The sequence below is a fragment of the Nitrospira sp. ND1 genome, from assembly GCF_900170025.1.
In the GTDB taxonomy this organism is placed as follows: Bacteria; Nitrospirota; Nitrospiria; order Nitrospirales; family Nitrospiraceae; genus Nitrospira_A.
Window position 1 is genome coordinate 2618362 of record NZ_FWEX01000006.1, and the last position, 23976, is coordinate 2642337.

General features: G+C 59.8%; 22 protein-coding genes. 15 read left to right on the forward strand and 7 right to left on the reverse strand.

Features of this window, described 5'->3' with window-relative positions; genetic code table 11:
- Position 1: 1 nt before the first annotated feature.
- The 4 genes from NSND_RS17305 to NSND_RS17320 form a co-directional block, all read right to left on the reverse strand.
- The gene (locus NSND_RS17305) at positions 2–1153 is read right to left on the reverse strand and encodes a 2'-deoxycytidine 5'-triphosphate deaminase (RefSeq protein ID WP_080880180.1); all 1152 of its coding nucleotides are present in this window, start codon (positions 1151–1153) and stop codon (positions 2–4) included.
- A complete protein-coding gene (locus tag NSND_RS17310) occupies positions 1150–2283 on the reverse strand; it encodes a KamA family radical SAM protein (protein ID WP_080880181.1) in 1134 nt (377 codons plus the stop codon). The genes NSND_RS17305 and NSND_RS17310 overlap by 4 nt, the downstream gene beginning before the upstream one ends.
- A gap of 309 nt (positions 2284–2592) precedes the next feature.
- Positions 2593–2838, reverse strand: a complete 246-nt coding sequence (locus NSND_RS17315; RefSeq protein WP_080880182.1) for a glutathione S-transferase N-terminal domain-containing protein — start codon at positions 2836–2838, stop codon at positions 2593–2595.
- A 75-nt stretch (positions 2839–2913) separates the two neighbouring features.
- Complete coding sequence (locus tag NSND_RS17320; protein ID WP_235000292.1) at positions 2914–4428, reverse strand: cupin domain-containing protein; 1515 nt, start codon at positions 4426–4428, stop codon at positions 2914–2916.
- Positions 4429–4670: 242 nt separating this feature from the next.
- Between NSND_RS17320 and NSND_RS17325 the strand changes: the two genes are divergently transcribed.
- The 5 genes from NSND_RS17325 to NSND_RS17345 all read left to right on the forward strand — a co-directional run bounded on the left by NSND_RS17325 (position 4671) and on the right by NSND_RS17345 (position 11130).
- The gene (locus NSND_RS17325) at positions 4671–6158 is read left to right on the forward strand and encodes a phosphatidylglycerol lysyltransferase domain-containing protein (protein WP_159450855.1); all 1488 of its coding nucleotides are present in this window, start codon (positions 4671–4673) and stop codon (positions 6156–6158) included.
- A 2-nt stretch (positions 6159–6160) separates the two neighbouring features.
- Positions 6161–9262: a PAS domain S-box protein gene (locus NSND_RS17330; protein ID WP_080880185.1), complete on the forward strand. Its 3102-nt coding sequence runs from the start codon at positions 6161–6163 to the stop codon at positions 9260–9262.
- 120 nt (positions 9263–9382) lie between these two features.
- Positions 9383–10222 (forward strand): CbbQ/NirQ/NorQ/GpvN family protein, encoded by an 840-nt coding sequence (locus tag NSND_RS17335; RefSeq protein ID WP_080880186.1) that lies wholly within the window; start codon positions 9383–9385, stop codon positions 10220–10222.
- 65 nt (positions 10223–10287) lie between these two features.
- A complete protein-coding gene (locus NSND_RS17340; RefSeq protein WP_080880187.1) occupies positions 10288–10605 on the forward strand; it encodes a DUF167 domain-containing protein in 318 nt (105 codons plus the stop codon).
- A gap of 147 nt (positions 10606–10752) precedes the next feature.
- A complete protein-coding gene (locus tag NSND_RS17345; RefSeq protein ID WP_080880188.1) occupies positions 10753–11130 on the forward strand; it encodes a hypothetical protein in 378 nt (125 codons plus the stop codon).
- Between the two features lie 40 nt (positions 11131–11170).
- Here the strand turns inward: NSND_RS17345 and NSND_RS17350 are convergent, their stop codons facing one another.
- The gene (locus tag NSND_RS17350; protein WP_080880189.1) at positions 11171–12406 is read right to left on the reverse strand and encodes a M28 family metallopeptidase; all 1236 of its coding nucleotides are present in this window, start codon (positions 12404–12406) and stop codon (positions 11171–11173) included.
- Positions 12407–12414: 8 nt separating this feature from the next.
- Positions 12415–12861 carry a ferredoxin-thioredoxin reductase catalytic domain-containing protein gene (locus NSND_RS17355; protein ID WP_080880190.1) on the reverse strand — a complete coding sequence of 149 codons (447 nt, stop codon included), beginning with the start codon at positions 12859–12861 and terminating at the stop codon, positions 12415–12417.
- A 137-nt stretch (positions 12862–12998) separates the two neighbouring features.
- Here NSND_RS17355 and NSND_RS17360 point away from each other — a divergent pair, with 137 nt between their 5' ends.
- From NSND_RS17360 to folE, 9 genes are all read left to right on the forward strand, one after another.
- Complete coding sequence (locus NSND_RS17360; protein ID WP_080880191.1) at positions 12999–16034, forward strand: nitric oxide reductase activation protein NorD; 3036 nt, start codon at positions 12999–13001, stop codon at positions 16032–16034.
- Between the two features lie 43 nt (positions 16035–16077).
- Positions 16078–16488, forward strand: a complete 411-nt coding sequence (locus tag NSND_RS17365) for a hypothetical protein (protein ID WP_080880192.1) — start codon at positions 16078–16080, stop codon at positions 16486–16488.
- 71 nt (positions 16489–16559) lie between these two features.
- On the forward strand, positions 16560–17501 hold the full coding sequence (mdh, locus tag NSND_RS17370) for a malate dehydrogenase (RefSeq protein ID WP_080880921.1): 942 nt from the start codon (positions 16560–16562) through the stop codon (positions 17499–17501).
- A gap of 99 nt (positions 17502–17600) precedes the next feature.
- The gene (locus tag NSND_RS17375; RefSeq protein WP_235000294.1) at positions 17601–18188 is read left to right on the forward strand and encodes a urate hydroxylase PuuD; all 588 of its coding nucleotides are present in this window, start codon (positions 17601–17603) and stop codon (positions 18186–18188) included.
- Between the two features lie 253 nt (positions 18189–18441).
- Positions 18442–19743, forward strand: coding sequence for an NADH-quinone oxidoreductase subunit NuoF (gene nuoF, locus NSND_RS17380; protein WP_200810553.1), 1302 nt, complete (start codon positions 18442–18444; stop codon positions 19741–19743).
- 12 nt (positions 19744–19755) lie between these two features.
- The gene (locus tag NSND_RS17385; protein ID WP_080880194.1) at positions 19756–20112 is read left to right on the forward strand and encodes a 2Fe-2S iron-sulfur cluster-binding protein; all 357 of its coding nucleotides are present in this window, start codon (positions 19756–19758) and stop codon (positions 20110–20112) included.
- A gap of 63 nt (positions 20113–20175) precedes the next feature.
- Positions 20176–20496, forward strand: a complete 321-nt coding sequence (erpA, locus tag NSND_RS17390) for an iron-sulfur cluster insertion protein ErpA (protein ID WP_013250062.1) — start codon at positions 20176–20178, stop codon at positions 20494–20496.
- Between the two features lie 132 nt (positions 20497–20628).
- Positions 20629–21078 (forward strand): 6-carboxytetrahydropterin synthase, encoded by a 450-nt coding sequence (locus NSND_RS17395; protein WP_200810554.1) that lies wholly within the window; start codon positions 20629–20631, stop codon positions 21076–21078.
- The gene (gene folE, locus NSND_RS17400; RefSeq protein ID WP_080880195.1) at positions 21071–21706 is read left to right on the forward strand and encodes a GTP cyclohydrolase I FolE; all 636 of its coding nucleotides are present in this window, start codon (positions 21071–21073) and stop codon (positions 21704–21706) included. The genes NSND_RS17395 and folE overlap by 8 nt, the downstream gene beginning before the upstream one ends.
- On the opposite strand, the gene NSND_RS17405 is transcribed toward folE, so the two are convergent.
- Positions 21703–22506, reverse strand: a complete 804-nt coding sequence (locus NSND_RS17405; protein ID WP_159450856.1) for an alpha/beta fold hydrolase — start codon at positions 22504–22506, stop codon at positions 21703–21705. The two genes, folE and NSND_RS17405, sit on opposite strands and share 4 nt — an antisense overlap.
- Before the next feature lie 152 nt (positions 22507–22658).
- Here NSND_RS17405 and NSND_RS17410 point away from each other — a divergent pair, with 152 nt between their 5' ends.
- Positions 22659–23948, forward strand: a complete 1290-nt coding sequence (locus tag NSND_RS17410) for a replication-associated recombination protein A (protein ID WP_080880197.1) — start codon at positions 22659–22661, stop codon at positions 23946–23948.
- Positions 23949–23976: the final 28 nt, after the last annotated feature.

The following is a 23976-nucleotide window of genomic DNA, read 5'->3' on the forward strand; positions in this document are numbered from 1 at the left end:
TCTAGGCCTTAAAATGCTTGCTGAGGGTGAGGGCTTGTCGTTGATATGACGAGCCGAGTGCCGTTCCATATACCTGTGTCGGCACCGTGAGCATTCGATCATACACTACTTTGAAGAAGGTTTGCCCGTCATGAATGAGGAACGGCACATCGTGTGGGCGGACTTCCAGGACGACCTGAGTGCCCCGCATCTTGCCGTCTCCGTACCCGAAGCCCGGGTCGAAGAAGCCGGCATAGTGGGTGCGCAGTTCGCCGCAGGCCGCTTCGTAGGCGACCATTTCGGCGGCATACCCAGGCGGGACCCGAATGCGTTCTTTCGACGCCAGGATATAAAACTCCTCCGGTTCCAGGAGGAGGCTGTCTTGCCGGTGCCGTTTCAGCGGTTCCCAGAAGTCCAGGGCCGCATAATGTCCGATTTTGGCCAGATCGATGACATGGCTGTTCTTCTTGGCCCGGTAGCCGATGACCGCATCTTCCCGCGCACTTCCGGTGAGGTCGATCCGCAGGAAGAGGCCGCGCTCCGTACGGAACTCCTTCTGCGGCAGCGGCTTCGGGGGTGAGGCATTACGAAAGAGCAGCGGATCGGTCCCATGCAGCTTCTGCAGGGCGCTGTCGGAGACCGTGGCATCGCCGCGCACGAAACGAATCTGATTCAGGGAGTCACCCGTGCGCACCTTGATGGCGAAGGAGCGTGGCACCACTTCCAGATAGAGCGGGCCCCGGTAGCCGGCCCGGATTTCATCGAAGCCGGCATTCAGGTCGGTGACGACGCGGGTGAAGACATCCAGCCGTCCGGTGGTGCTTTTGGGATTGGCGCGTGCCCGGAGCGTGGCCGGCAGGTCCAGTTGTTCGAGGAGCGGAACCAGATACACATGTCCCTTCTCGAGGATGGCACCCTGCGTGAGGTCCATCTCATACATCACGAGGTCGGACTGATAAAAGTCGAGCGCATTGAGGCGGCTGCTGATAGCCGACAATTCCGGCAGGAAGCTGCTGATCAGCCGGTACGCTTTCTTTCCGAGCCGCAAGTCCAGACTGGCCGGCTGGATTTGCCGGTCTTCGATCGGATGGTCCGATGTGATGGACTCACGGGCAATCAGCTGCGTGATGTGCTGATACGGCAGAATCCCTTTTGAAGAAGCGGCACGGGTCACAGGTGTTCCCCCCCTCCGTCGCAGCCGTTTCCTGTGGAGGCCCAGGAGGGATGGGCGCCGACCATCGGCAGTTCACGTCCTGGAGTGGAGCTGGGCTGGGGGTAGTGGAAGGTCCTGTTTTCGTAATTTCTCAACACGGCGCTGTCTTCGTCCAGGTTGACCAGGTAGTCCGCGGGCAACAGTGGAATTTTGCCTCCGCCGCCGGGAGCATCGATTACAAAGTGGGGGACGCCCATGCCGCTGGTGTGGCCCTGCAGGGACTTGATGATCTTGAGGCCGGTTTCCACCGACGTCCGGAAATGATTCGTCCCCTTCGTCAGGTCGGCTTGATACAGGTAATAGGGCTTCACGCGTGCCAGTAGCAATTGATGCATCAGACGTTTCATGATCTCGGGGTCGTCGTTGACCCCCTTCAGTAACACAGTCTGAGCACCGAGGGGAACCCCGGCATCGGCCAGCATCCCGCAGGCGCGTTTCACCTCCGGGGTCAGTTCGTCCGGGTGGTTGAAGTGCAGGTTCATATAGAATGGATGATATTTCTTGATGATCTCGCAGAGCTTCGGTGTGATGCGCTCCGGCAGGCTGCCCGGTACGCGTGTGCCGATCCGGATTAGTTCCAAGTGGGGAATGGTCCGGAGGGATTTGAGAATCCGTTCCAGCAGGTGATCGGGCAGCAGGAGCGGGTCGCCTCCTGACAAAATCACATCCCGCACTTCCTGATGGTCGCGCAGATAGGCGATCGCCCGGTCCAGCTCCCCTTTCTTGAGGAAGCCCGGTTTGCCCACCAGCCGTTTGCGCGTGCAAAACCGGCAATAAATCGGACACTGATTTGTGACCATCAAGAGGACGCGGTCGGGGTACCGGTGAACCAGGTGGGGCACGGGGCTCATCAGATCTTCTTCGAGCGGATCGTCTTCCGCATCCGCATCGGCCATCTCCGCGCGATCGGGCACGACTTGTTTCCAGATCGCATCGCCCTTTTCCTTGATGGTGGCCAGCACGGTCGGCGTAATCCGCATGGGGTAGTCCCCCACGATGTCCTCGATTTCCTTCGGATCGACACCGAGCCGATCCGCCAAATCCTTCGGCTTGACCACGCTCTGAGCCAGGATGCGTCTCCAGTCCTCCACGTCTCTATCCTTTCTAACAGGCTGTTGAAAAAGTCCGCCAGCGGCGTTCTCGCACCGCACAGCGGCTCACCGTACGGCACGAGTACGATTCGCCGTTTCGCTCGCTGCGGCCTTGCTGGGCGGCCTTTTGGAACGGCCTGTAGGTGATGCGTATGGAAATACGTGATCGCAGCCGGCTCTGAAAAGCACATGGGCGACGACTGTTTGTCAAAAAATTGCTAAGTGGCCGAGCCGTGCAGGCCGGCGCCTGCCCGAGGGATCGGGGTCGGTCCGTGATCGGCGCTCGCGCTGGAGATCCGGGCGAGATCCTCACGGGCGTGCCTTGTCGTACTGTGTGTGCAGGTGAGCAAGAATGTCGTGGGTTTCCGTCAGAACGGTGTCTCCGTCTTTCAGGACCGGGACATAGTATTGGCCCGACACCTCGAAGACTTGTGTGCGCATCGGACGAAAGTCCGGAACCACCACGTCTTCGTAAGAGAGTTTCAGTTCGTCCAGACGGTCCCGAACGACCGCACAATCCGGGCACCATTGGACATGATAGAGCGTCAGGGCCATGAGTACCTATGGGGAAAAAGGTTGAGTAGATATCTGCAAATGAACCGGTTCTGCTGCAGCGATCATCAGGTCACCTTATGACGCGAGGTTTGGCGCGATGGCACAGGGCGCCATGATCGCGTCGACCATACCGTGGATGATTTTCTTGTTGGCAGGGCAGAGGGTCGCGAGAATCCCGCCGAGTTCGGCCTTATCGCCGACGACGAAATAATAGGGTGACAGGCGGACTCTCCCGGACATCGGGACCACCGTGTCGCTCCGCTCGTCGAAATAGGACAACTCGAACAGGCGGCCCTTGTGGAATTCCTGAAGGACATAGGGCGTCGTCGGGAATGCCTGGAGCGCCTGCTCCAATGCCGTGGCCCACTCGACCTGCGGCAGGTCGTGCCCGATGGACACGCCACGGCTGCCCCAGGCCAGCTCAGAGAATCCTGATGGTTTGAGCACTAACTGGCGTTCCTTTTGGGTGGTCTGGGCTAAGCGCCTGAAGTCCGACACCGCGCGACCGCTGATCGTGAGGTGCGGGATGACCGCGGAAGGAGGCACCGGTTGTGGGTCGAGGATCCAGGTTCTCGGCAGCAATCGTCGCAAGTTGATGGCGGTTTCGGGACGTAATGCCTGTTCCCAAAACGGAGCCAGTTCCGGATGGTGAAACAGGCCGAACGCCAGCTTTTCTTCAAGCGCGGGTTTGTAGGGTGGCGTGACCGTCACCTGCCCCTTCTTGGCGGCATACATCACGAGTTCAGCCTTGGGGATGTTCTTCAAGTCGAACAGTTCGAAAAAGCGGTACAGCAAACCGATCGGCCGTGGTCCGGTTTCTTCCTGAAGAAACAGGCCCTCTTCCGAGAAATGAACCGCCCGTGGTTCGACACAGAAGGCCTGGTACCCGATCTCACGCAATCGTTGGGCCATCCATTCCATCTCTGCCCGGTATTCCTTGGCCTCATCGGAAACGACAATCGCGAGGCACCCTTCCTGGTCGCCTTGCTGGGCGCGCAGCATGGCGGCGAATCCTTGTAACATCCCGTCACGCCCCGCGATCAGAGGAGAACGCTCAGGCGGCAGACCGGGGGACTGGCGCTCGATGGTGAACTGATCATCATAGGCGCGAGTCAGGCAACCGGTCAGGCCGATCCCCCCCGGTACCGAATCGAGCTCTGTGATCACCATCCCATCGGTGGTCGGAATCACGTCGGGGCGGATGATGCCGGGAATGAGGTTGCGGAAACGGTTCATCCGGCTATAGGTGATCAGCGATTCCGGCTTGCCCTGGTCGAGATAGGCCGCCACCCAGGCGGGCTGAGTTCCGCGGGTGCTGTCCTGATACAGACGGTTCAGAGCCCGATAGAAGGAGAGGAGGTCCTGTCCCAGTTCCTGAAAAAACGTGACGTCCGAGGAGGAGAGCGGAAATGGCGTTGGCGCCAGGCGGAACCGTGGCGTCGGAATTGAGGAGTCGGTCGTTGCCGCGCCGTCGCCGGTTTCGGCCGGGCCGTAGACCCCGGCGCGAACGAGAACATCACGAATTGCGAGACAACGTCGGCGGGCTTCGTCGGAGTTCAATGGCTCACGTGAATGTTGTGCCAGTGCCAATGCAATATCCTCGAGACTCGCAGCGCAGTCGCATGCCTCGCACTCGCGTTTGGATTCGAGGTGAGCAAATCGTACCATGGCCTCTGACACCGGTACAAGTCGGCGGAGCGCCGGAGCTGTTCGAAGAACGACTCGTTACCGCCCCGTGAGAGCGCGGCAACGCGGGGGTGAAACGTTTCGAATAGTAGGACGCTCCACTTGTTAGTGCTACAATGCGCCCACAGCTCATGACGAGTTCATTCGTGCCAATTGTCCCGACAAATCCTTCTCGTCCCGGGGGTGATGCTCTCCTGCAGATCGTGCCGAGTTCCGCCTGCCTCAGTTGCGATGTCTGTTGCCGGTTCCCGGAGCGGGACAGTTTCCTGCGGCCCTTCTTTACCGCTGACGAAATCGGGACCGCAATCGCGGCCGGGCTTGCCCCTGCGTTGTTCCCAAACCCCGATGGCTCACAAATCGATCTGGTGCCGAATCCGGAAGGGGACGGGTACGTCTGTCCGGCCTTCGATTGCGCAACCTCGCGGTGTCGCATCTATGAGGTCCGTCCCCTCGATTGCCGACTCTACCCGTTTGCCTTGATGTGGGATGCCAGGCATGAGCAGGTGCTGTTGGGATGGGACACGAAGTGTCCGTATATGAGGGACCAGTCTTCACCGCTCGTGGCTCAGGCTGCCGACGAAATTGCCGGATGGATCGAGCAGGATGCCAGGGTGGAGACGCTTGTGCGGTATCCCAGGCTCATTGGGCGATTCCAGGAGGACGTGATCGTGTTGCGGCCGCTCGAACGCGTGACCGAACGGCTGCAGCAGGGGCGAATGCGGGTGAGGACGCAGGCCTTCACGCTCGGGGATCGGGGGCGCATGGACGCGGCGCTCGCCGTCAGCGCCGGTGTTCAGGGAACGCCGCTCGCAGCCGCTTCCTTCGCCTACCATTACATCTGGCGACATCGCGTGACCTATTCCTGGGCTGTTCTCCACGACCATCTCTGTTTGTTCGCCGACTGTCCCGATGGCCTGTTCATGGCCCTGCCCCCGCTTGGGCCTGGTCCTCTCGCGCAGCCGTTGGCCGAGGCCTTGCGGTTCATGCGTGAGCGGAACGGCGATTCCCGGGTCACGCGGGTCGAGAATGTGCCGGAGGCCTGTGTCGATGAGGTTCGCGCACTGGGCTACCGTGCGACTGCGAAAGAGCCCGACTATCTCTACGACGCGTCAGCTCTGTCCGACTTGTCCGGCGAGTCGTTTAAATCCCCGCGGGCCGCGTGCAATCGATTTATCAGGGAACGGGGCGGGATGCTTGAGCCCTATGAGCCGCGGGACGAAAGAGCCTGTGTCAGCTTGTTTCATGAATGGCGGGAACAGAAGCAGCAGGCCGGTTCTGATGACTGGGCCTGTGCGCTGTTGGAGGATGCCGCCGGCGCGCATGAGACGGCATTGTCTGACGCTGCCGAACTCGGGCTGATCGGCGCAGTGGTTCGGGTTGGAGGCCGTATTCGGGCCTATACGATGGGCCTGTGGCTCAACCCGTCGGTGTTTTGTGTGTTGCTGGAAGTCGCCGATCGGGATATTGTGGGGCTCGGGCCGTTTGTGTTTCGTGAATTCTGTCGCCAAGCTCGCGCGAAAGGGGCATGTTGGATCAACACGATGGATGATTCCGGCCTGCCGAGTCTGGCCCGTTCCAAGCAGTGGTATCATCCCGCACGATTGTTACCAAACTACATTGTGACGGAGTCCTGAGTATGGCCGCCTCGCTTCCAGCCGGTTCCCCGCGTCGGTCCTATCCCTGGTTGCCGGTCCTGATCGTCGGCGTGACCATTGTGGCGCTTGTGATCGGCGTGGTGATGCTCCGCTCCATTGAAGTGCGAATGGTCGAGGCGACCGGAGAAAATCTGACGCTGGCCTCCGCTGAAATCGCGGACAAACTCGATCGGTTGTTGTTCGAACGTCATGCGGATGTTCGCATGATGGCTCGAGCCTTTTCCGATCGCGCCCTCGATAAAAAATACATCAACGAATATCTGCAGTGGATGAAGGAAACCTATGCGCCGGTCTATCTCTGGCTGGGCGTGACGGACGCCCATGGGCGTATGGTGGCGGCGACGGACTCCTCCGTGATCGGCCAGGACTATAGTCGAAGCGGCTGGTTCGACCGGGTGCGGCAGACCGGAACCGTGCAGGTGGATGAAGTCGAGATCCATGAATCGAATCATAAGATCGAGTCCGTGGCCTTTACGGCCCCCATTCTGAGTGTCGGCGGCCAGTTTCTCGGTGCCGTGACGACCCGCATCGGGCTGCCGATGCTGGAGGATGTCCTCATTGAAACGGTCCGTGAAATTCAACAAACCGATGGCTCCGCCGGCCCCTTCGAGTATCAATTCCTGACGAAAGCCGGTGTCGTGTTTGTGGACTCAGCTTCCTCCGGTATCGATCGGGTGAATCTCACAGAACTCGGGTTACCATCGGTGCTGTTGAGCCGGTCCGGCAAGGCGGGCTACGTCGAAGAGATGCATGTTCGCCGTCACGTCCCGGTCGTCACGGGTTATTCTCAAACCAAGGGGTATAGCGACTATTCCGGATTGCAGTGGACGATCCTGCTGCGGATGGATCGTGACCTCATTCTTCTGCCGATTCGCGCCATGATGTGGAAACTGGGCATGGCCGGTGTCGTCGTCTGGCTTCCGATGGTCGGCCTGTTGCTCTGGGCCACCGGTCGATTGCGTGAACAGCATCGTCAGGCGCAGCAGGAAAGTGAATGGGCGCGTGCGGCGGAGGCCGCGTTGCTGCAGAGTCAGGAACGCAACCGGGTCATCGTCGATACGGCGCTGGACGCCGTCATTTCTATGGATGCGGGCGGCATCATTACGGATTGGAATGCGCAGGCGGTCAATATTTTCGGGTGGGAGCGGGAGGAAGCGCTCGGCCGCCGCGTGTCCGAGACGGTGATTCCTGTGCGCGATCGGGACGAGCATGAGCGCGGACTGCGCCATTTCCTGGATACCGGGCAGGGCGCACTCCTCAATCGACGGATTGAGATGATGGGATCCCACCGCGACGGCCATGAGTTTCCCGTCGAAATCACCATTTCTCCTGCCCGGCTGGGCGATGCCTATATTTTCAGCGCGTTCATCCGGGATATTACGGCTCGGAAACGTACCGAGCGCCAACTCGCGTCTCAGTACGCGGTCACGCGCGTCTTGGCGGAATCGCGGACGCTGGAAGAAGCGGGGCCGAAGATCCTGCAGGCCATCTGCGAAAGTCTCGAATGGGAGTTGGGAGTATTCTGGCGGCTCGATCGGCAGGGAAGTGTGCTGCGTTGTCTGGATGTCTGGCAGTCGCCCGCATTAAACGCCGAAGAGTTTGTGTTGGACACCTGGCGACATACCTTTACGATCGGCAAGGGACTCCCCGGACGGATTTGGCAGGCCGGGGAACCGACGTGGATCAAAGACGTGGTGCAGGAGGCCAATTTCCCTCGCGGTGGTGCCGCTGCCAGAGTGGGGTTACACGGGGCCTTCGGATTTCCCGTTCGGGTCGGCACCGAAGTGGAGGGTGTGATCGAGTTGTTCCGACGCGAGATCAAGCAGCCGGACGAGCAGCTATTGAAGATGGTGGCCGATGTCGGACTGAAAATCGGCCAGTTCGGTGAACGCGCGCGGGCCGAGGATGCGTTGCGGCGCACGGAAGCGCAGCTCCAGCAGTCGCAAAAAATGGAAGCCGTCGGACGGCTGGCCGGCGGCGTGGCGCACGACTTCAACAACATGCTGACGGTGATTCGTGGATACAGCGAACTGGTGTTGAGCCGCCTGGCGCCCACGGATGGATTCCGGAAGGAACTGGAGGAAGTGAAGAAGGCGGCGGATCGCGCCTCCGGTCTCACCGGACAGCTGTTGGCGTTCAGTCGCCGCCAATTCATTGCGCCGAAAGTGCTGGATTTGAATTCGGTGATCCACAATATGGAAGGCATGTTGCGACGGTTGCTCGGCGAGGACATCGTCGAGCTCTGCACGGTGCTGGATCCGGGGTTGGGGCAGCTGAAGGCGGATCCCGGTCAGGTGGAGCAGGTCATCATGAATCTTGCGGTGAATGCCCGCGATGCCATGCCGAACGGTGGCCGCCTCACGGTGGAAACCAGCAATGTGCAGTTCGGGCAACGCAGGAACCGTCCGCCGATGGGCGCCGAGCCCGGTTCCTATGTGGCGTTGATCGTGCGCGATACCGGCCATGGCATGGACGAGGATACGCAGTCGCACGTCTTCGAGCCGTTTTTTACGACCAAAGAGAAGGGCAAGGGCACGGGGCTCGGTCTTTCGACGGTCTATGGCATCGTCAAGCAAAGTGGCGGCTGTATCGAGGTCGAGAGCAAGCCGGGACGTGGGGCGACCTTTAAGATTTACTTCCCGCGTGTGGAATCGGCCACAACGGAGACCGAATCCGTCGCGGTCGGAGGGGACTCGGTCAGAGGGCGCGAGACGGTGTTGTTGGTGGAGGACGAGCCGGGTGTCCGACGGTTGGTCAATGAAACGCTGCGCTTGCATGGATATACGGTGCTCGAGGCCCGGCACGGGATTGAAGCGTTGCTCACCGGCGCGAAACATGCCGGTCCGATTCATTTGCTGCTCACGGATGTGGTCATGCCGCAGATGAGCGGACCGGAAGTCGCCGAAAAACTCGCGACGGTTCGTCCGGAGGTGAAAGTGCTGTACATGTCCGGTTATCCGGATCACCCGGCCTTTTCCAAGGGAGGGATCGATACCGAGCATTCCTTCCTGCAGAAGCCCTTCACACCCACGACCCTGGCGCAAAAGGTTCGAGAAGTGCTCGATGGATCGAAAGTCGCCTGACCGTACCGCGCAAGAGCGCGGGGCTTTCCCTGTCTTCAGTCGGCTGCTTGAACTTCCCGCTCGTTTCCGTTTATCGTGGCGCACCATGCAGGTTATTCAATTCAATGTAGGAGTGTCGGAATGAGCGAAGGGCGAACGGCATCGGTGCCGAAAGGGCAGGAACAGGAGATCGATCGGTATCGGATCGCGCGCGAGCCGTTTTATGCCGAAGTGCGGGGCGAGGTCGGGTTGTTCACGATTGCAGCCCAGAGTCGCATGCCGGTGATGCTGAAGGGGCCGACGGGATGCGGGAAGACGCGGTTCGTCCAGCACATGGCCTATCGCCTGGGGCGCCCGCTCATTACCGTGGCCTGCCATGAAGATCTCACGGCTTCCGATCTCGTCGGCCGGTATCTGTTGAAGGGGCAGGAAACGGTCTGGATGGACGGCCCGCTGACCCTCGGCGTCAAGCAGGGGGCCATCGTGTACCTGGACGAGATCGTCGAAGCCAGGAAAGACACCACTGTCATTATCCATCCCTTGAGTGACGACCGGCGCCTGCTGCCGATCGAGAAGAAGGGGCAGGTCATTGAAGCGGTCGATGACTTCATGCTCGTGATTTCCTATAACCCCGGCTACCAAAGTATTCTGAAAGATCTCAAACAGAGCACCAAGCAACGGTTCATGGCGATCGAGTTCGACTACCCCTTGCCCGATGTCGAGAGCCGGGTGGTGGCGCATGAAGCCGGCGTGAGCCTCGAGGTTGCGCAGCGTCTCGTCAAGATTGCGGAGAAAGTTCGCAATCTCAAGAATCACGGACTGGAAGAGGGCGTGAGCACCAGACTGCTGATTTATGCGGCCACATTGATCAGGCAGGGCGTACCGGCCGATCAAGCCTGCGATGTCGCCATTGCCCGTCCTATTACCGATGATCCGGACATGTTGCGCAGCATCATCGAAGTCGTGAAGGCGATATTCTGAGGCATCCGCCCACTGCGACGCGGTGAGGCGGTGGTTGCAGGAGCTCGGCGACCAGCCGCACCCCCATGCGAGAGCGTCAGGCCACTGAACGCGAACAGGCCGTTCGCGCCACATCCGAGGGCGTGACCATTTCAGTCCATGTTCAGCCGAAAGCCTCCCGCAGTGAATGTGCAGGTCTGCATGGGCACGCGGTGAAGATTCGCATCGCCGCGCCGCCGGCTGACGGCGCGGCGAACGACGAATTGTGCCGATTTCTCGCCCGTCTCTGCGATGTGCCGTTAAGCGCGGTTCACATCCTGAGCGGCGCGGGAAGTCGCCAGAAACGCGTCTTGGTCAAGGGGCGATCGGTAGAACAGGTGCGCGCACAACTCCACCTGGAATGACATGAGCGGCGGGTAGATCGCGAGCCTTGCTGTCCGGAGGCGTCGCCCGGGGAAAAGCATCCGAGGTAATCCGATGACTAGGACAGGGCAGACAGGTTCAATTGGGCGGGTACAAACCGGTTGTTCGGCACGCAGAGAGGTGCGGATGTGAAGGCGTCGCGATCGTCATTCTGCCTGATTTTCCTGGTCACGATCGGTCTCGTGGCCTGTGCCGGGCCAGAGCCCATCCTGAAATCCAACACTCGAGTACAGCTGTATGGCAAAGACCAGGCGGCACGTGACGCGGCGGTGTGCGGAGAGAAAGCGGAACGCGCCGGTTTGCAGCACGGGACCAATCGGAGCGGAAACGCCGGCGCCGGCGCCACGTTGGGGATTGTCGGCGGGGCGGCGGTGGGAGCGTCCGTCGGGGGGGTGTTGGGTTTCCTTGCCGGGACCTACAAACCACTGCAACCGCAGCCGGACTATGCGGCCTTCGTTGAACGTTGTCTCAAAGAAAAAGGATATGAGACGACCGGCTGGCAATAGCGATGCATCTGATGTTCTGCGCGTGCACAGGCCGGATCGATCAAAAGGTGAAACAGCCGGAGTAGTCGGCCATCAGGCATTGCACACGGATCGAGATCCGCTCCAGTCGATCACGGTCCTGCGGCGTCGGCGCTGAACGATCGGCATCCCGCAGCCACTCCGCATCCTGCCTCAATTTACGCAACGACCATCGCGACGTGCCTGGAATCCGCGTCTCGTCTTGAACCGCCCGGTTGACGATCTCTCGGAACGACACCACTTCATCGGCCCACTCCACACGATCGGCCTGAAATCCGTAGGGCGCCTCATCCTGACCGATCAGGGCAATCAAGTGTCGCAGCCATTCGACGGTGGCGGCCATGCGGTCGTAATGCAGGGTGCTGGTGACGTCTCCGGCCGTGTGGTACCGCGGGGTGCGTCCGGCGGAGAGAAACAGAAACGGCAGTCCATGGTTGCGGAAGACGTCGTAGTCGCTGAAGGCTTTGTGGCCGATTTCGGGAATCTCTTCGACCAGGTGCATCCCCACAGGGAAGACCGTCAGCGATGGTGCCGAGGCTTGTTTGACGCGCTGGTACAACGCCGGACTTTTTTCCGCGCCGGCGGCAAAAATCGCATCCTTGATAGGGGGCCACTGTACGCCACCCATGAGGTCCATGATCACGACGGCTTGGAGATTCTCGGCACGGCCGATTTCCGGCGGCAGGTGGTGAAACAAGAACTGCGACCCCATCTCAGCCTTACCGAAATACGGGGATTCCTCGCTGTTGAAGGCCACAAATAGGATGCCGTGCTGGGGGAGTCCTGCCATGTGTCGTGCGGTTTCAATGAGGATGGCGACCGAGGAAGCATTATCGTCCGCACCCAGGAATGGATAACCAAGATGATCGTAGTGGGCGCCGATCACCATCCATTGCGCGGGGGCGGAGCCGGCGGTCGGCGGGATGAAGCCGAGGAGATTGTCGCCGATCGTGGGCGAGATGGCTTGCCGGTAGCCGCCGAGTGACGGCAGGGGTTCGAGTCCGACGGCTCGAAACTGGTCCTCGATATAGCGGGCAGCCTGGCGATTCCCGGGTGAGCCCGGCTGCCGTCCTGACAGCTCGGGGCTTGCGAGAAACGACACGTGGTGCTGCAAGCGTTGGCCGGAGGTCGAGGTAATCGGCAAGCTCCTCGGGTCGATCGCCTCCATCGTACGGAGGCATCCGGTAGTAGTCAGGCCGAGCAGGAGAGACAGGGCGGAGAGCATGAGGGCAACGGCAGGATTCCGGCCGGGAGGCATAGACTCGATCACGGTTGCGGGGCGGATTCCGGGGTGGTCGGTGGAGTGGTTTCTTTCGGCGCCATCGGCAGTGCCTTGTGCCGGAGCGCGCGGCCTTTCTCCGGAGTCGGATCGGTGATGAGCCCGTAACACTGGCGGCCTTCGTGGTCTTCCGGCAGATATTCGGTGATCGGCATGCCGTCTTCACGGACGAAGAGCAGGCAGTGGCAGTATTTGTACATCTGCATTTCGTCACAGGCGCACATCCAGCGCCGCAGCTTGGCTTCGGCCTGCTTGTCGGGGTAGAAGTTGCAGGGGCATAACGGCTTCCCCAACTCGTCGACGTGGGCGGCGAGACCGAGGACCACTGCGTTGGTGACGGCTTCATTCGGGTGCATGGCGGTCCCGCTCTTCTCGGCGAAGCCCTTTACATACTTCCACATCTTGTCGAGGCTTTCTTTGCTCGGTTCAGCCATCCTGTCCCCCGCGTTACCACTGCCCGGTGAATCGTTGCCTGTGCGCCATCGGTCCCTGCCCGCCGCGAAGACACAGTTTACAAGCGAAATTGTGTCCTTTACAATCCACAACTTCCCCCAAAACGGATTCTGGCACTATGGCGTCTGGGCGCTCCTCTGAACAACTGTGTGACCTGCTGGCCGAACAACTCGGGCCTGACGCGGCTGCTGCCGTGGTGAAGGCTATTGCCGACTCGGCTGCCAGGCCGGATGCCCTTGATGGTGTCCTGGTGTTGTTGGACGAGCTCACGGAAGAGGCGCCGAAAGCGGCCAAGGCTGCGATCGATGCGTTGGCCGATATGCAGCGTCGCGGCCTGCTGGCGGATGTGCTGCCATGGGTCGATCTCGGGGTGGCCATCGCGGCAGATTCCGGTGCGTTGGCCCTGAGATTTTTTAAGGAGAGTCCGCTGCTGCTCGGTCTCCTCGAGCCCTCCAGCAGAGCGATTGTGCTGGCTGCCGGGTTAGAACTCGCAGACCGTCAGGCCAATGTGGCGGTGGAATTTATCCGGATTGCTCCGGAAGCGGTCGGTGTCTTATCTCCGGCGGATTGGCCCGTGTGGATGGACCTGGCCTGTGAACTCACGGAAACCGATTTTGCCCTGGCGGTGGAATATATCCGGCAGATTCCCTCGATTGCACGCGTGTTGTCACTCGACGCCGTTCGTGCCTGGGTGCGGTTCGGCATGAAGCTCATCGTCGAGAATAGTCTCGGCAAGCCGGACTACCTGGGAGTCTTGGAATTCTTCAGAACGAGTCCGGCCATATTGGAAGATATCCCCGGGCCGTCACACCGCAATCAGGTGATCGGCATCGGAGCGCAGATGGCCGAGCGTTCGCCGGCATCGGGTATTGCGGTATTGGCGGAGGCGCCTGCGATGCTCCGCCGTCTTCTTTCGGAGGAATGGCGGACTCAGGTGCTCCGTTACGGGCTGCTGGTCGCCGAGCGTGACGCTGAGACGGCGCTGGCCTATCTTCGACGCTGCCCTGAATTGATCGCCTTGATCGGATCCGGTGAGGGAGCGCAGGAGAAGTTCCAGTCCTGGTTTGCTTCCGGCATGGAAGTGCTGGAGTACAGCCTGGAGGGGGGGCGGGCCTACTTCGCGATGGAAACGGAGAAGGCCTTGGGCGCCGTGTCTCAGGCCATGAGCGGCGTGCCGCTGCGGCAGATCGCCCGGCGCGTCAAATTGTTCGCGCAGGCGCTCTGTGGTCGCGATGTGCGCATTCACGATCTCCCCGACTCTCTCGAATCGACCCAGCCGATGGCTCGTGCCACGGTGAGTGAAGACGGGCAGAGCATCGGCCTGCCGTCCCTCGTCAGGCGGTATCCGACCTACGATGAAAACGTGCGTCTCTATATGGTCATGGCGGCGCATGAGGCCGGACACCTCGAGTTCGGCACGTTCGACTTGCCTATTGTCAGGTTGCAGGACCTGGTTGAGGACCTTGCGCAGCGTTATGGGCGGGCTGTGCCGAATGAAGCCCGGACTTTGGGGAATGTGTTTACGCGGTATCCGCAGCCCGGCCTGATCCGCGACCTCTGGGCTCTGGTGGAGGATGCCAGGGTTGAGTACCTGTTGCGCGCCGAGTATCCCGGCTTGAGCCGTGACCTGGCATCCGTTGCCAAAGACGCGGTGAACGTTCGAAGTCTTGCGCATGGCATGACGGTGCGCGAATTAGTGGTCGATCAACTCCTGCTGTTCACCACGACGGATGGCGGATCGGTCATCGTTCCGGACGCCGTCAAAAGCGAAGTCGATCAGCTCTGGTCGCTTTGCCGGACGATCTACCATCCTCGGGCCACCGCCGAGGATGCGGTGCGCCTGGCGGACCGCCTCTATGCGCGGATGGACGAGTTATTAGCCGTTCGTCGCGAGGCCATTCCCAGCCAGGACGAAGCGGAGGCTCCGGAACAATCCATCCCGGCGCCCAAGTCGTCGGAAGACCTGTCCGATACGTACCGGCCGATGGATAATTGGGACTATCGCGGCGCGATGGATCCCAATCTGGTGCGCGACCGAACGGAATCGTCTCCCGAACCGAGTGCGGCATCCGGCCAGGGTGATAGCGAAGGCGGCGCGGGTTTGGCCGGTGATGCCGGAGGTTCGTCAGGCGCGGGCACCGCGCGTTCGCAGCAGATGTCGCAAGATGTGCTTGTCCCCGGCCGCCGACAGCCCTCGCTCGTGGAGGAGGTTCTGGCGGTTGAAGGCGAGGGGGCTCGTCCTGAGGATGAAACGGTCGGCGCGGTCAAGGCGGTTCGTTACCGTGAGTGGGATGCTGCCATTCAGGACTACCGAATGAATTGGTGCCGGGTGGTTGAGCGCGAGGCGATTGAAGGGACATCGGACTTTGTGGAGGAGACCCTCGCGGCCCAACGGGGAACGGTCACGCTGTTGCGTCGCTATTTCGAGAGTCTGCGCCCACCCGGGCTCCGGCGCATTCCCGGTCAGTTGGATGGAGAAGATCTGGACATGGATGCCGTGATCGGTCGGATGGCTGATCTGTCGGCGGGCATCGAGCCGTCGGAGCGGATTTATGTGCGGCGTGAAAAGCGGGAACGCGAGGTCGCCGCTGCATTTTTGGTGGATCTCAGCGGATCGACCAGTCGTCAGGTCGAGCAGGGGCGGCGGATTATTGACATTGAAAAGCAGGGGCTCGTGCTCCTGTGCGAAGCGCTGACGGCGATCGGCGATCAATTCGCCGTGTACGGCTATTCAGGGCAGGGTCGGAACCAGGTGGATTTTGTAGTCGTGAAGGGGTTCGACGAACTCGTGACCGGGCGTGCGGGAGCTAAGTTGGGGGGGATTGTGCCCCTGCAACAGAATCGCGACGGCGCGGCCATCCGGCATGCGACGAGCAAGTTGCTCGCCCGTCAGGCGAAGACGCGGATTCTGGTGGTCATCAGCGACGGCCGCCCATTGGACGACGGCTACAAGGATGACTATTCCCTGGAAGATACACGCATGGCGCTACGGGAAGCCCGTGCCAGCGGTATTGACCCGGTCTGCATTACGATCGACAAGCAGGCGGATCCTTATCTGCGTCAAATGTACGGGGATGTGCGTTATGTGGTGATTGATCGGGTGGAGGGGTTGCCGGAGAAGCTTCCGAGGATTTACCATCGGCTGACGGCCTGAATGGTCGTGCGCGAGGCCTTTTCAGCACTGGAGCATACGAACGATGATTGAGCAGCCGACACGACCGACTGTGCCACCGTGGCTTTACAAGTTATTTACCGGCCATCAATATCCCTATGTGAGACGGCAGGCCAAATTTGCGAATCGTGATACCAAGCCGGGAGAGGAACGGCCGGAACCGACGCGGGAGGAGATCGACGCCAAGTTTTGGGAGATTTATCCGCGTTGTACCGCGAAGATATTGCAGGAAGTCAAAGCCGGCATGATCGTGGTATTCCACGAACTGGGCGAGTATCCCGCCGGCGGGTACCAGGGATTGGTGGATGCGCCCGAAGAGTTTCTCGCGGCACACTACGGGAAGAAGAAAATCAAAGTGAATTTTTATGACGGCGATAATTTTGTCTGCACGATCAATTTTAAGGTCGGCGGCTGGACGGGTCACGAACACGCGTGAAGGGTAAACGGTGAGTGTAAGGGACCTCTTGCACTTGACGCTTCACGTTTCACGCTTCACGAGGTGGGATGATGGGACGACCAAAGATTACGGTAGTGGGCGCGGGGAATGTCGGCGGAACGGTCGCGCAGCGGCTGGCGGAGAAAAATGCGTACGATGTCGTACTGGTCGACATTGTGCCGGGCATCCCGCAGGGCAAGGCCTTGGATATCACACAGGCCGGGCCGGTGTGCGGGTACAGCACCCGCGTCGTCGGGACGAATGGGTATGACGAGACCGCCGGGTCCTCCATTGCCGTCATCACGTCGGGAATTCCCAGGAAACCGGGCATGAGCCGGGACGAACTCCTGGCGACGAACGCCAAAATCGTGAAAACCGTGGTGCGGGAACTGGTATCGCGTTCGCCGAACATCATCCTTATTTTGGTGACGAATCCGTTGGATGCCATGGTGCATGTGGCGCGACAGGTCAGCGGACTGCCGAAATCACGAGTCCTCGGGATGGCGGGTGTCCTGGATACGGCGCGCTTGCGGTCGTTCGTAGCCGAAGAATTGAATGTGCCGGGCACGGAGGTGCAAGCGATGGTGTTGGGAGGGCACGGGGATACGATGGTGCCGCTGGTTCGGCAAACGACGGTGGCCGGAAAGGCGATTACGGATCGATTGTCTCCGGTGCGGCTGGCAGCCTTGATTAAGCGCACGCAGGACGGCGGGGCCGAAATCGTGGGGCTCCTCAAAACCGGCAGCGCGTTTTATGCGCCGTCCGCCTCTGCGGTGGATATGGTCGAAGCGATCATGAACGACCAGAAGCGCGTGATGCCCTGCGCCATGTTCTGCGAGGGGGAATACGGGCTGAAGGATGTCATCGTCGGTGTGCCCGTGACCTTGGGGCGCAGCGGAGGAGAATCCATCGTTGAATATGAGCTGACCGCTGAGGAACGCACCGCACTGCAGGCGTCTGCGGACGCGGTGCGGGACCTATGTGCGGTGGTCGACCGCCTGCTGACTGCCTAGCCGGCTGACTAGGGTGTGTGGAGGCAGGTTGCTTGACAAGGCTCAGCAGCCTGCAGTAGAGAACGGGGCTGGCACTAAACCGTTACAGTTGGGGGGCGTATGAAATTTTTGGAAGATCCATATCAGACATTGGGCGCAGGATTTGCGCTCGCTGTCGGATTGATAGTCGTCTATCTGGGTATGGCGGGAGTGGGGGCGGGCGATGCCGACTGGTTCGGTTTGATCGTGCGCTGGATCCATTTCCTGGCCGGCATTACCTGGATCGGGCTGTTGTACTTCTTTAACCTCATCAATGCCGGCTTTCTCAAGAGCCTGGATGGGCCGACGAAGAACATCGTCATTCCCAAGCTGATGCCTGCCGCGCTGAATTGGTTCCGCCATGGCGCCACGGTCACCGTCCTCGCGGGGATCGTGCTCTACGGCTACCTCTATTCAAAAGGTGGAACGGGGGCGCTTGCGCTGGGGATCGGTGGTTTGCTCGGTATCATCATGATGGGGAATGTGCACGGAATTATTTGGCCCAATCAGAAGAAAGTCATTGCAGCGGTGGCTGCGGCTGCCCAGGGCACGCCCGCTCCGCCGGAGATGGCTCAGTGGGGAAAAACGGCCTTGATCGCATCCCGTATCAACTTCTTGCTGTCTATTCCCATGTTGTTCTTCATGGGAGCGGGGAGCCATTTGAAGTAGACCGTCGGGTGAGCAGAATCACGGGGATTGGTCATCCGATGAGGGTGGCCAGTCCCCTTTTTCTTGGGCCGATCGATGCCGGGTACCGTAATCGAATGTCGGCGAGTCTTTGGACTGATTCGCGGTAGGCCTATCAGGCCTAAATGATTGAGATTCAGGCCTAATCAGGCGAACTTGGCTTGACGGCCCCCAAAGAGCAGCCGTATAGTACATTCCTGCTAACCTGGGGGTGCTACCCCCGAAAGGGAATAACGTGACCCTACCTCAACCAAGGGTATTGCAGAAGCTTGAAGGGGCTCCCTGGGAAATCGACCCCTACCTCAAGACCGGCGGGTATGAAGCTTGGCGGAAGTGTCTGAAAGAGCTGACCCCCAACGACATCGTCGGCGAAATTAAGAAAGCCGGATTGCGCGGGCGTGGCGGCGCCGGCTTTCCGACCGGTACGAAGTGGGACAAGGTCCTCAACCATCGAGTTCAGGAGCGTTACTTTGTCTGCAATGCCGGGGAACATGAGCCGGGTACCTTCAAAGACCGTCATCTCCTGAAACATATCCCGCATCAACTGATCGAGGGCTGTCTCATTGCCTCTCGAACCGTGAATGCCAAAGCCTCCTATATTTACGTCAACCATGAGTATGCGGAAGAAGAGGCGAATCTCAGGAAAGCCATCGCCCAAGCCCGGGAACGTGGCCTATTGGGGAAGAATATCCTCGGAACTGGCGTGGACCTCGACCTTGAAGTCTACTCCGGTCATGGCAGTTACGTAGCGGGTGAAGAGACGGCCATGTTGGAGTCCATGCAGGGACGTCCGGCCATGCCGCGTCAGAAGCCGCCGTTTTACCCCACCGATTTCGGACTGTATGGGAAGCCGACCCTGGTGAACAACGTTGAAACGTTGTGCAACATTCCCCTGATTCTTAAAAACGGCGCCGCATGGTTCACTCAGGTGGGGACGGAGAAGTGTCCCGGGACCATGCTCTTCTCTCTTAGCGGATCGGTGAATCGGCCCGGAGTGTATGAAATGCCGATGGGCGTGACGATCAGGGACCTCATCGAGACGTGCGGCGGGGGTGTCCCGAACGGGCGCAAGATCAAGGCAGTATTTCCAGGCGGGCCTGCGTTCTCAATGGTCACGGCGGATCAGCTGGATCTGCCGATGGATTTCGATTCGCTGAAGAAGGCCGGGACCGGACTCGGTTCCGCCGGGACGATTGTGATCGATGATGCCACATGCATGGTGGCGGCGACCCTCAAGTACTCCAATTTCTTCAAGAATGAAAGTTGCGGCCAATGTCCTCCGTGCCGGATGGGCACGATCAATCTGGCGACGTTGATGGACAAGATCGAGCGCGGGGAAGGGAGCCAGAAGGACCTCGATTCGTTGCTGCAACTGTGTGGATTTGTGAAGGGCACCGGGTATTGCACCCTTATCACCGGTGCCGCAGTCCTGGTGCAGAGCAGTTTGCGATTGTTCCAGCATGAATTCGAAGAGCATATTCGTTTGCAACGCTGTCCCTTTCAGCCGGTCCGCACAGGGGCCGGTGCGAGCGCCTAGAGGAATGGTCGGATGCCGCGTGTAAGTTTTCTTCATCCACAGGGTCGGAGCGGTGAGGTTGAATCAAATCTCACCCTGTTGGAGGCCGCCAAGACGCTGGGGTTTGAACTGAATCACGATTGCGGCGGCAATGCCTCCTGTACCACGTGCCGCGTTGAAGTGCAGATGGGTGGGGACAATCTGTCGGAGATTGATTTCGACGAACAGGACCTGTTGGACCGTGAAGCCTTGTCGGAGCCTTGGCATCGGCTGGGTTGCCAGGCAAGAGTGTTAGGGGATGTAGTGGTGCGTGTGCCGGAAACCAAATGGGTGCAACCCACATCAGCCTCATCAGGCGAAGTTGGAAAAAGAGGCACAGGACTTCCGTAAGCTCCCGTGAGATGGTAGAGTATCGTAACGTGCTGAACAGGTAGACCAGAAGGAGGACCAACGATGGTAACGATTACGCAATTGGCCGAGCAGAAAATAAAAGAACTCATGACCGAGGAAAAAGATGTGGTCGGTCTGCGGATTTATGTTCGCGGCGGAGGATGCCACGGCTATCAGTACGGCATGGCCTTCGAATCCAAAATGGCCGACGATGATACGGTCATTGAAAAAGGCGACGTGAAGGTCATCATGGACTCTCAAAGCGCACCGCTGCTTCAGGGCGCGGAAGTCGATTATGTCGACAGCTTGCAGGGGTCCGGATTCTCGATCAAGAATCCGCAAGCCAAGACGACCTGCGGGTGCGGCAGTTCTTTCAGTGCGTAAGAGCCTTCCGGTTGACCCCCAACCGGATTGCGAATGGTCCGTTGAGTAGCAGCAAGCCGGGAGTGGCTCCCTCTCTAGCGGGGGGCCCTCCCGGCTTGTTCGTTCTGCCGATCTTTCTGGAGAGTTGTCTCGATGTCTCAGGCCACCATCACCCGGCGCTATCGTTTCTGCGCTGCCCATCGGCTGCATACCGATCAGCTGTCGGCTGAGGAGAATTGGGCCACTTTCGGGAAGTGCAATAATCCCAACGGGCACGGTCACAACTATGTGGTGTTTGTGTCTGTGAAGGGCGATATCGATCCGGTCACGCATCAGGTGCTCGATGTGTCACGGCTTGATGCCGTGGTCGAGCGAATCGTGGTGCAACGTTTCGATCATCAGGATTTGAACCTGGATCCGGAGTTCGCGACCCAGACTACGACCGGAGAGAATCTGGTGCTGCTCATTTGGGATTTGTTGGTGGATAAGCTTCCTGCGGGACGGCTAGTAAAGGTCGGTGTGATTGAAACACGGGATAACTACTTCGAGTATTCCGGCTCCGTGGAGAGCAAGCGGAGAGAAGAGGGAGTGAGGCATGGCTAAAGTGGTTTCTGGGGCCCGAGCCAGACGGTCGCGTGTCTCTGCGGCACCGACCGACGAGGACCCGATTGAAGGGCTGATGACGAATCTTTTGCTGGAATTGGGAGAGGACCCTGACCGTAACGGCCTCCTCAATACGCCGAAGCGGGTCGCGAAGGCCATGCGCTTTATGACTCAAGGATATCGGCAGGATATCGATCATCTGCTCAACGGGGCTTTGTTCCCGATCGAGTACGACGAAATGGTGATCGTGAAAGACATCGATTTTTTTAGCATGTGCGAGCACCATTTACTGCCGTTTTTTGGGAAGTGCCATGTGGGGTACTTGCCGAACAAGAAAGTCGTGGGGCTCAGCAAGATTCCTCGGGTGGTAGATGCGTTCAGCCGACGCCTGCAGGTTCAGGAACGATTGACGCTTCAGATCGCCGAAACGCTGAAGAAAAAGCTGAATGCGCATGGTGTGGCGGTGGTGATGGAAGCGCGACATCTCTGCATGATGATGCGGGGCGTCGAAAAACAGAACACCGTGGCCGTGAGCAGTTCCATGCTGGGCGTGTTCCGCACGCAACAACAGACCCGCGAAGAGTTCTTGAAGTTGATTCGAGGCAGTAGCGTCAGGGACGGAAACTAATCGCCCGCCGCCCGTAGTTCCTCGACGAAGTTTCTCACCAGATCGTTAAAGACCTCAGGTTGTTCAAGATTACTCAAGTGCCCGGCCGCAGGGATCACGGCCAGCCGGGCACCGGGTATCTCTGTCGCCATCACTTGCGCGTCGGCGAGGGGCGTGGTGTGGTCTTCCTGGCCGACTACCACCAGAGTTGGGCAGGTGAGCGCGCGGAGATGGGCGACGGAATCGGGGCGGTTCGCCATGGCCATCAGATCGACGAGGATGCCGCTCACCGGTGTGTCCCGGATTGTGCGCCGGACGTAATCAACGAGTTCAGGTTTCTGTTGCAGTGATGTTGCGCCCAGTAGTTTCGGGAGCATGATGTCCGCCACGGCGTCGGCCCCTTTCCCGTAGGCAGTCTGGGCCAGATTGAAGCGTCCTGTTCTCCCCTCCGGACTATCCGCCTGCGCTCGAGTATCAGCCAGCACCAATCCCTTCAGGCGGTTCCCGTATTTTCTGGAAAACGCAAAGCCGACATAGCCGCCCATCGATAATCCCACCAACACAGCCTGGGGAATAGCCAAGTGGTCAAGCAGTGCGCAGACATCATCGGCGTAGTCTTCGAGTGAAAATGCCCACAGCGGGGCATCCGACTCACCATGCCCGCGCAGATCCACGGCGATGGTCCTGAATTGTCTGGACAGCGCGGTTGTCTGTGGCGTCCACATCGAACGATTCAGCGGGAAGGCGTGGAGAAAGACGAGAGGAAGTCCTGTGCCCTGCTCATCGTAGGCCAACCGAATGCCCTTCGTGTCGCAAAACATGAGTCCATCCTTTGTGAAAAGCCGATGGATGGGTGGTAGCATTGCCGCGCGCGGGAATCAAGGGGAGGATCGGCAGGTGGGGACGAGAGTCGTTTGCGATGATTCCCTTGCGACAGCTAGAATGCAGGGCAGTATTCAGGTAGAGCACGACCATGTCCTCTCATGATTCCACAGGCGATCTCTTCGCGCCGGCTCAGAGGGCCACCCGTCCGGGAAAAGTTCCGCTGGCCGAGCGGATGCGTCCGCGAAGCTTCGATGACCTCGTCGGGCAGGATGAGGTGGTGGGGCCGGGACGCCCGCTCAGAAATGCCATTGAGCGGGATCAACTCTCCTCCGTTATTTTCTGGGGACCGCCGGGTTGCGGGAAAACAACCCTGGCCGGGCTGGTCGCGCAGCACACCGAATCCCAGTTCGTGCCGTTTTCAGCCGTCACCGGCGGCATTCCCGAGTTGCGCGAGATTATTAAGGCTGCGGAGCATCGTCGGGCGATGGGTCGTGCGACCACGCTGTTCGTCGACGAAATTCACCGGTTCAATAAAGCCCAGCAGGATGCCTTTTTGCCGCATGTCGAACGGGGGACGGTGGTGCTCATCGGGGCGACCACAGAAAATCCTTCCTTCGAACTGATCGCGCCCTTACTCTCTCGCTCCATCGTGGTGCTGTTGAAGCCGCTGACAGAGGAGTCGCTCGGTTCCATTCTGGACCGGGCAGTGGCCGATTCGGAACGGGGACTCGGGTCGCTCCGGATCACGTTGCACCCCGCTGCCCGCGAGCGGCTGATTGCCTTCGGCAACGGTGATGCCAGAAGCCTGTTGACGACAGTGGAGTTTGTGGTCGGCCAGGCGCCTGTCGGGCCGGATGGATCACGGATCATCGATGAACGGGTGCTGGAGGCTGCGCTGCTCAAAAAGGCGCTTCGTTACGACAAGTCGGGCGAGGAGCACTACAACCTGGTGTCGGCGTATATCAAGAGCCTGCGCGACTCCGACCCGGACGGCGCCCTCTATTGGCTGGCCCGTATGTTGGAAGGTGGGGAGAATCCTCGATTCATTGCTCGACGGATGGTGATTTTTGCGTCAGAAGATATCGGCAATGCCGATCCGATGGCCCTGGTGATGGCCAACGCGGTAGCGCAGGCGGTGGAGTTCGTCGGGCTGCCGGAGGCTCAAATCAACCTGGCGCACGGGACGACGTACCTGGCCTCGCGGCCTAAGGATAATGCCTCCTATGTGGGCCTGCAGGAGGCGGTGCGGGATGCGCGCCAACATGGCAATCTCGGCGTGCCGTTGCACCTGCGCAATGCCGTGACGTCTCTCATGAAAGACATCGGGTACGGGAAGGGGTATCGGTATGTGCATGACGATCCAGCCGCCAAAACCGATCAGAATCACCTCCCGGAGCCGCTTCGTGGCACACGGTATTACCGCCCCAGAACCCCCTAATTCGATGAAGAAAGGGGCTGGACAAACC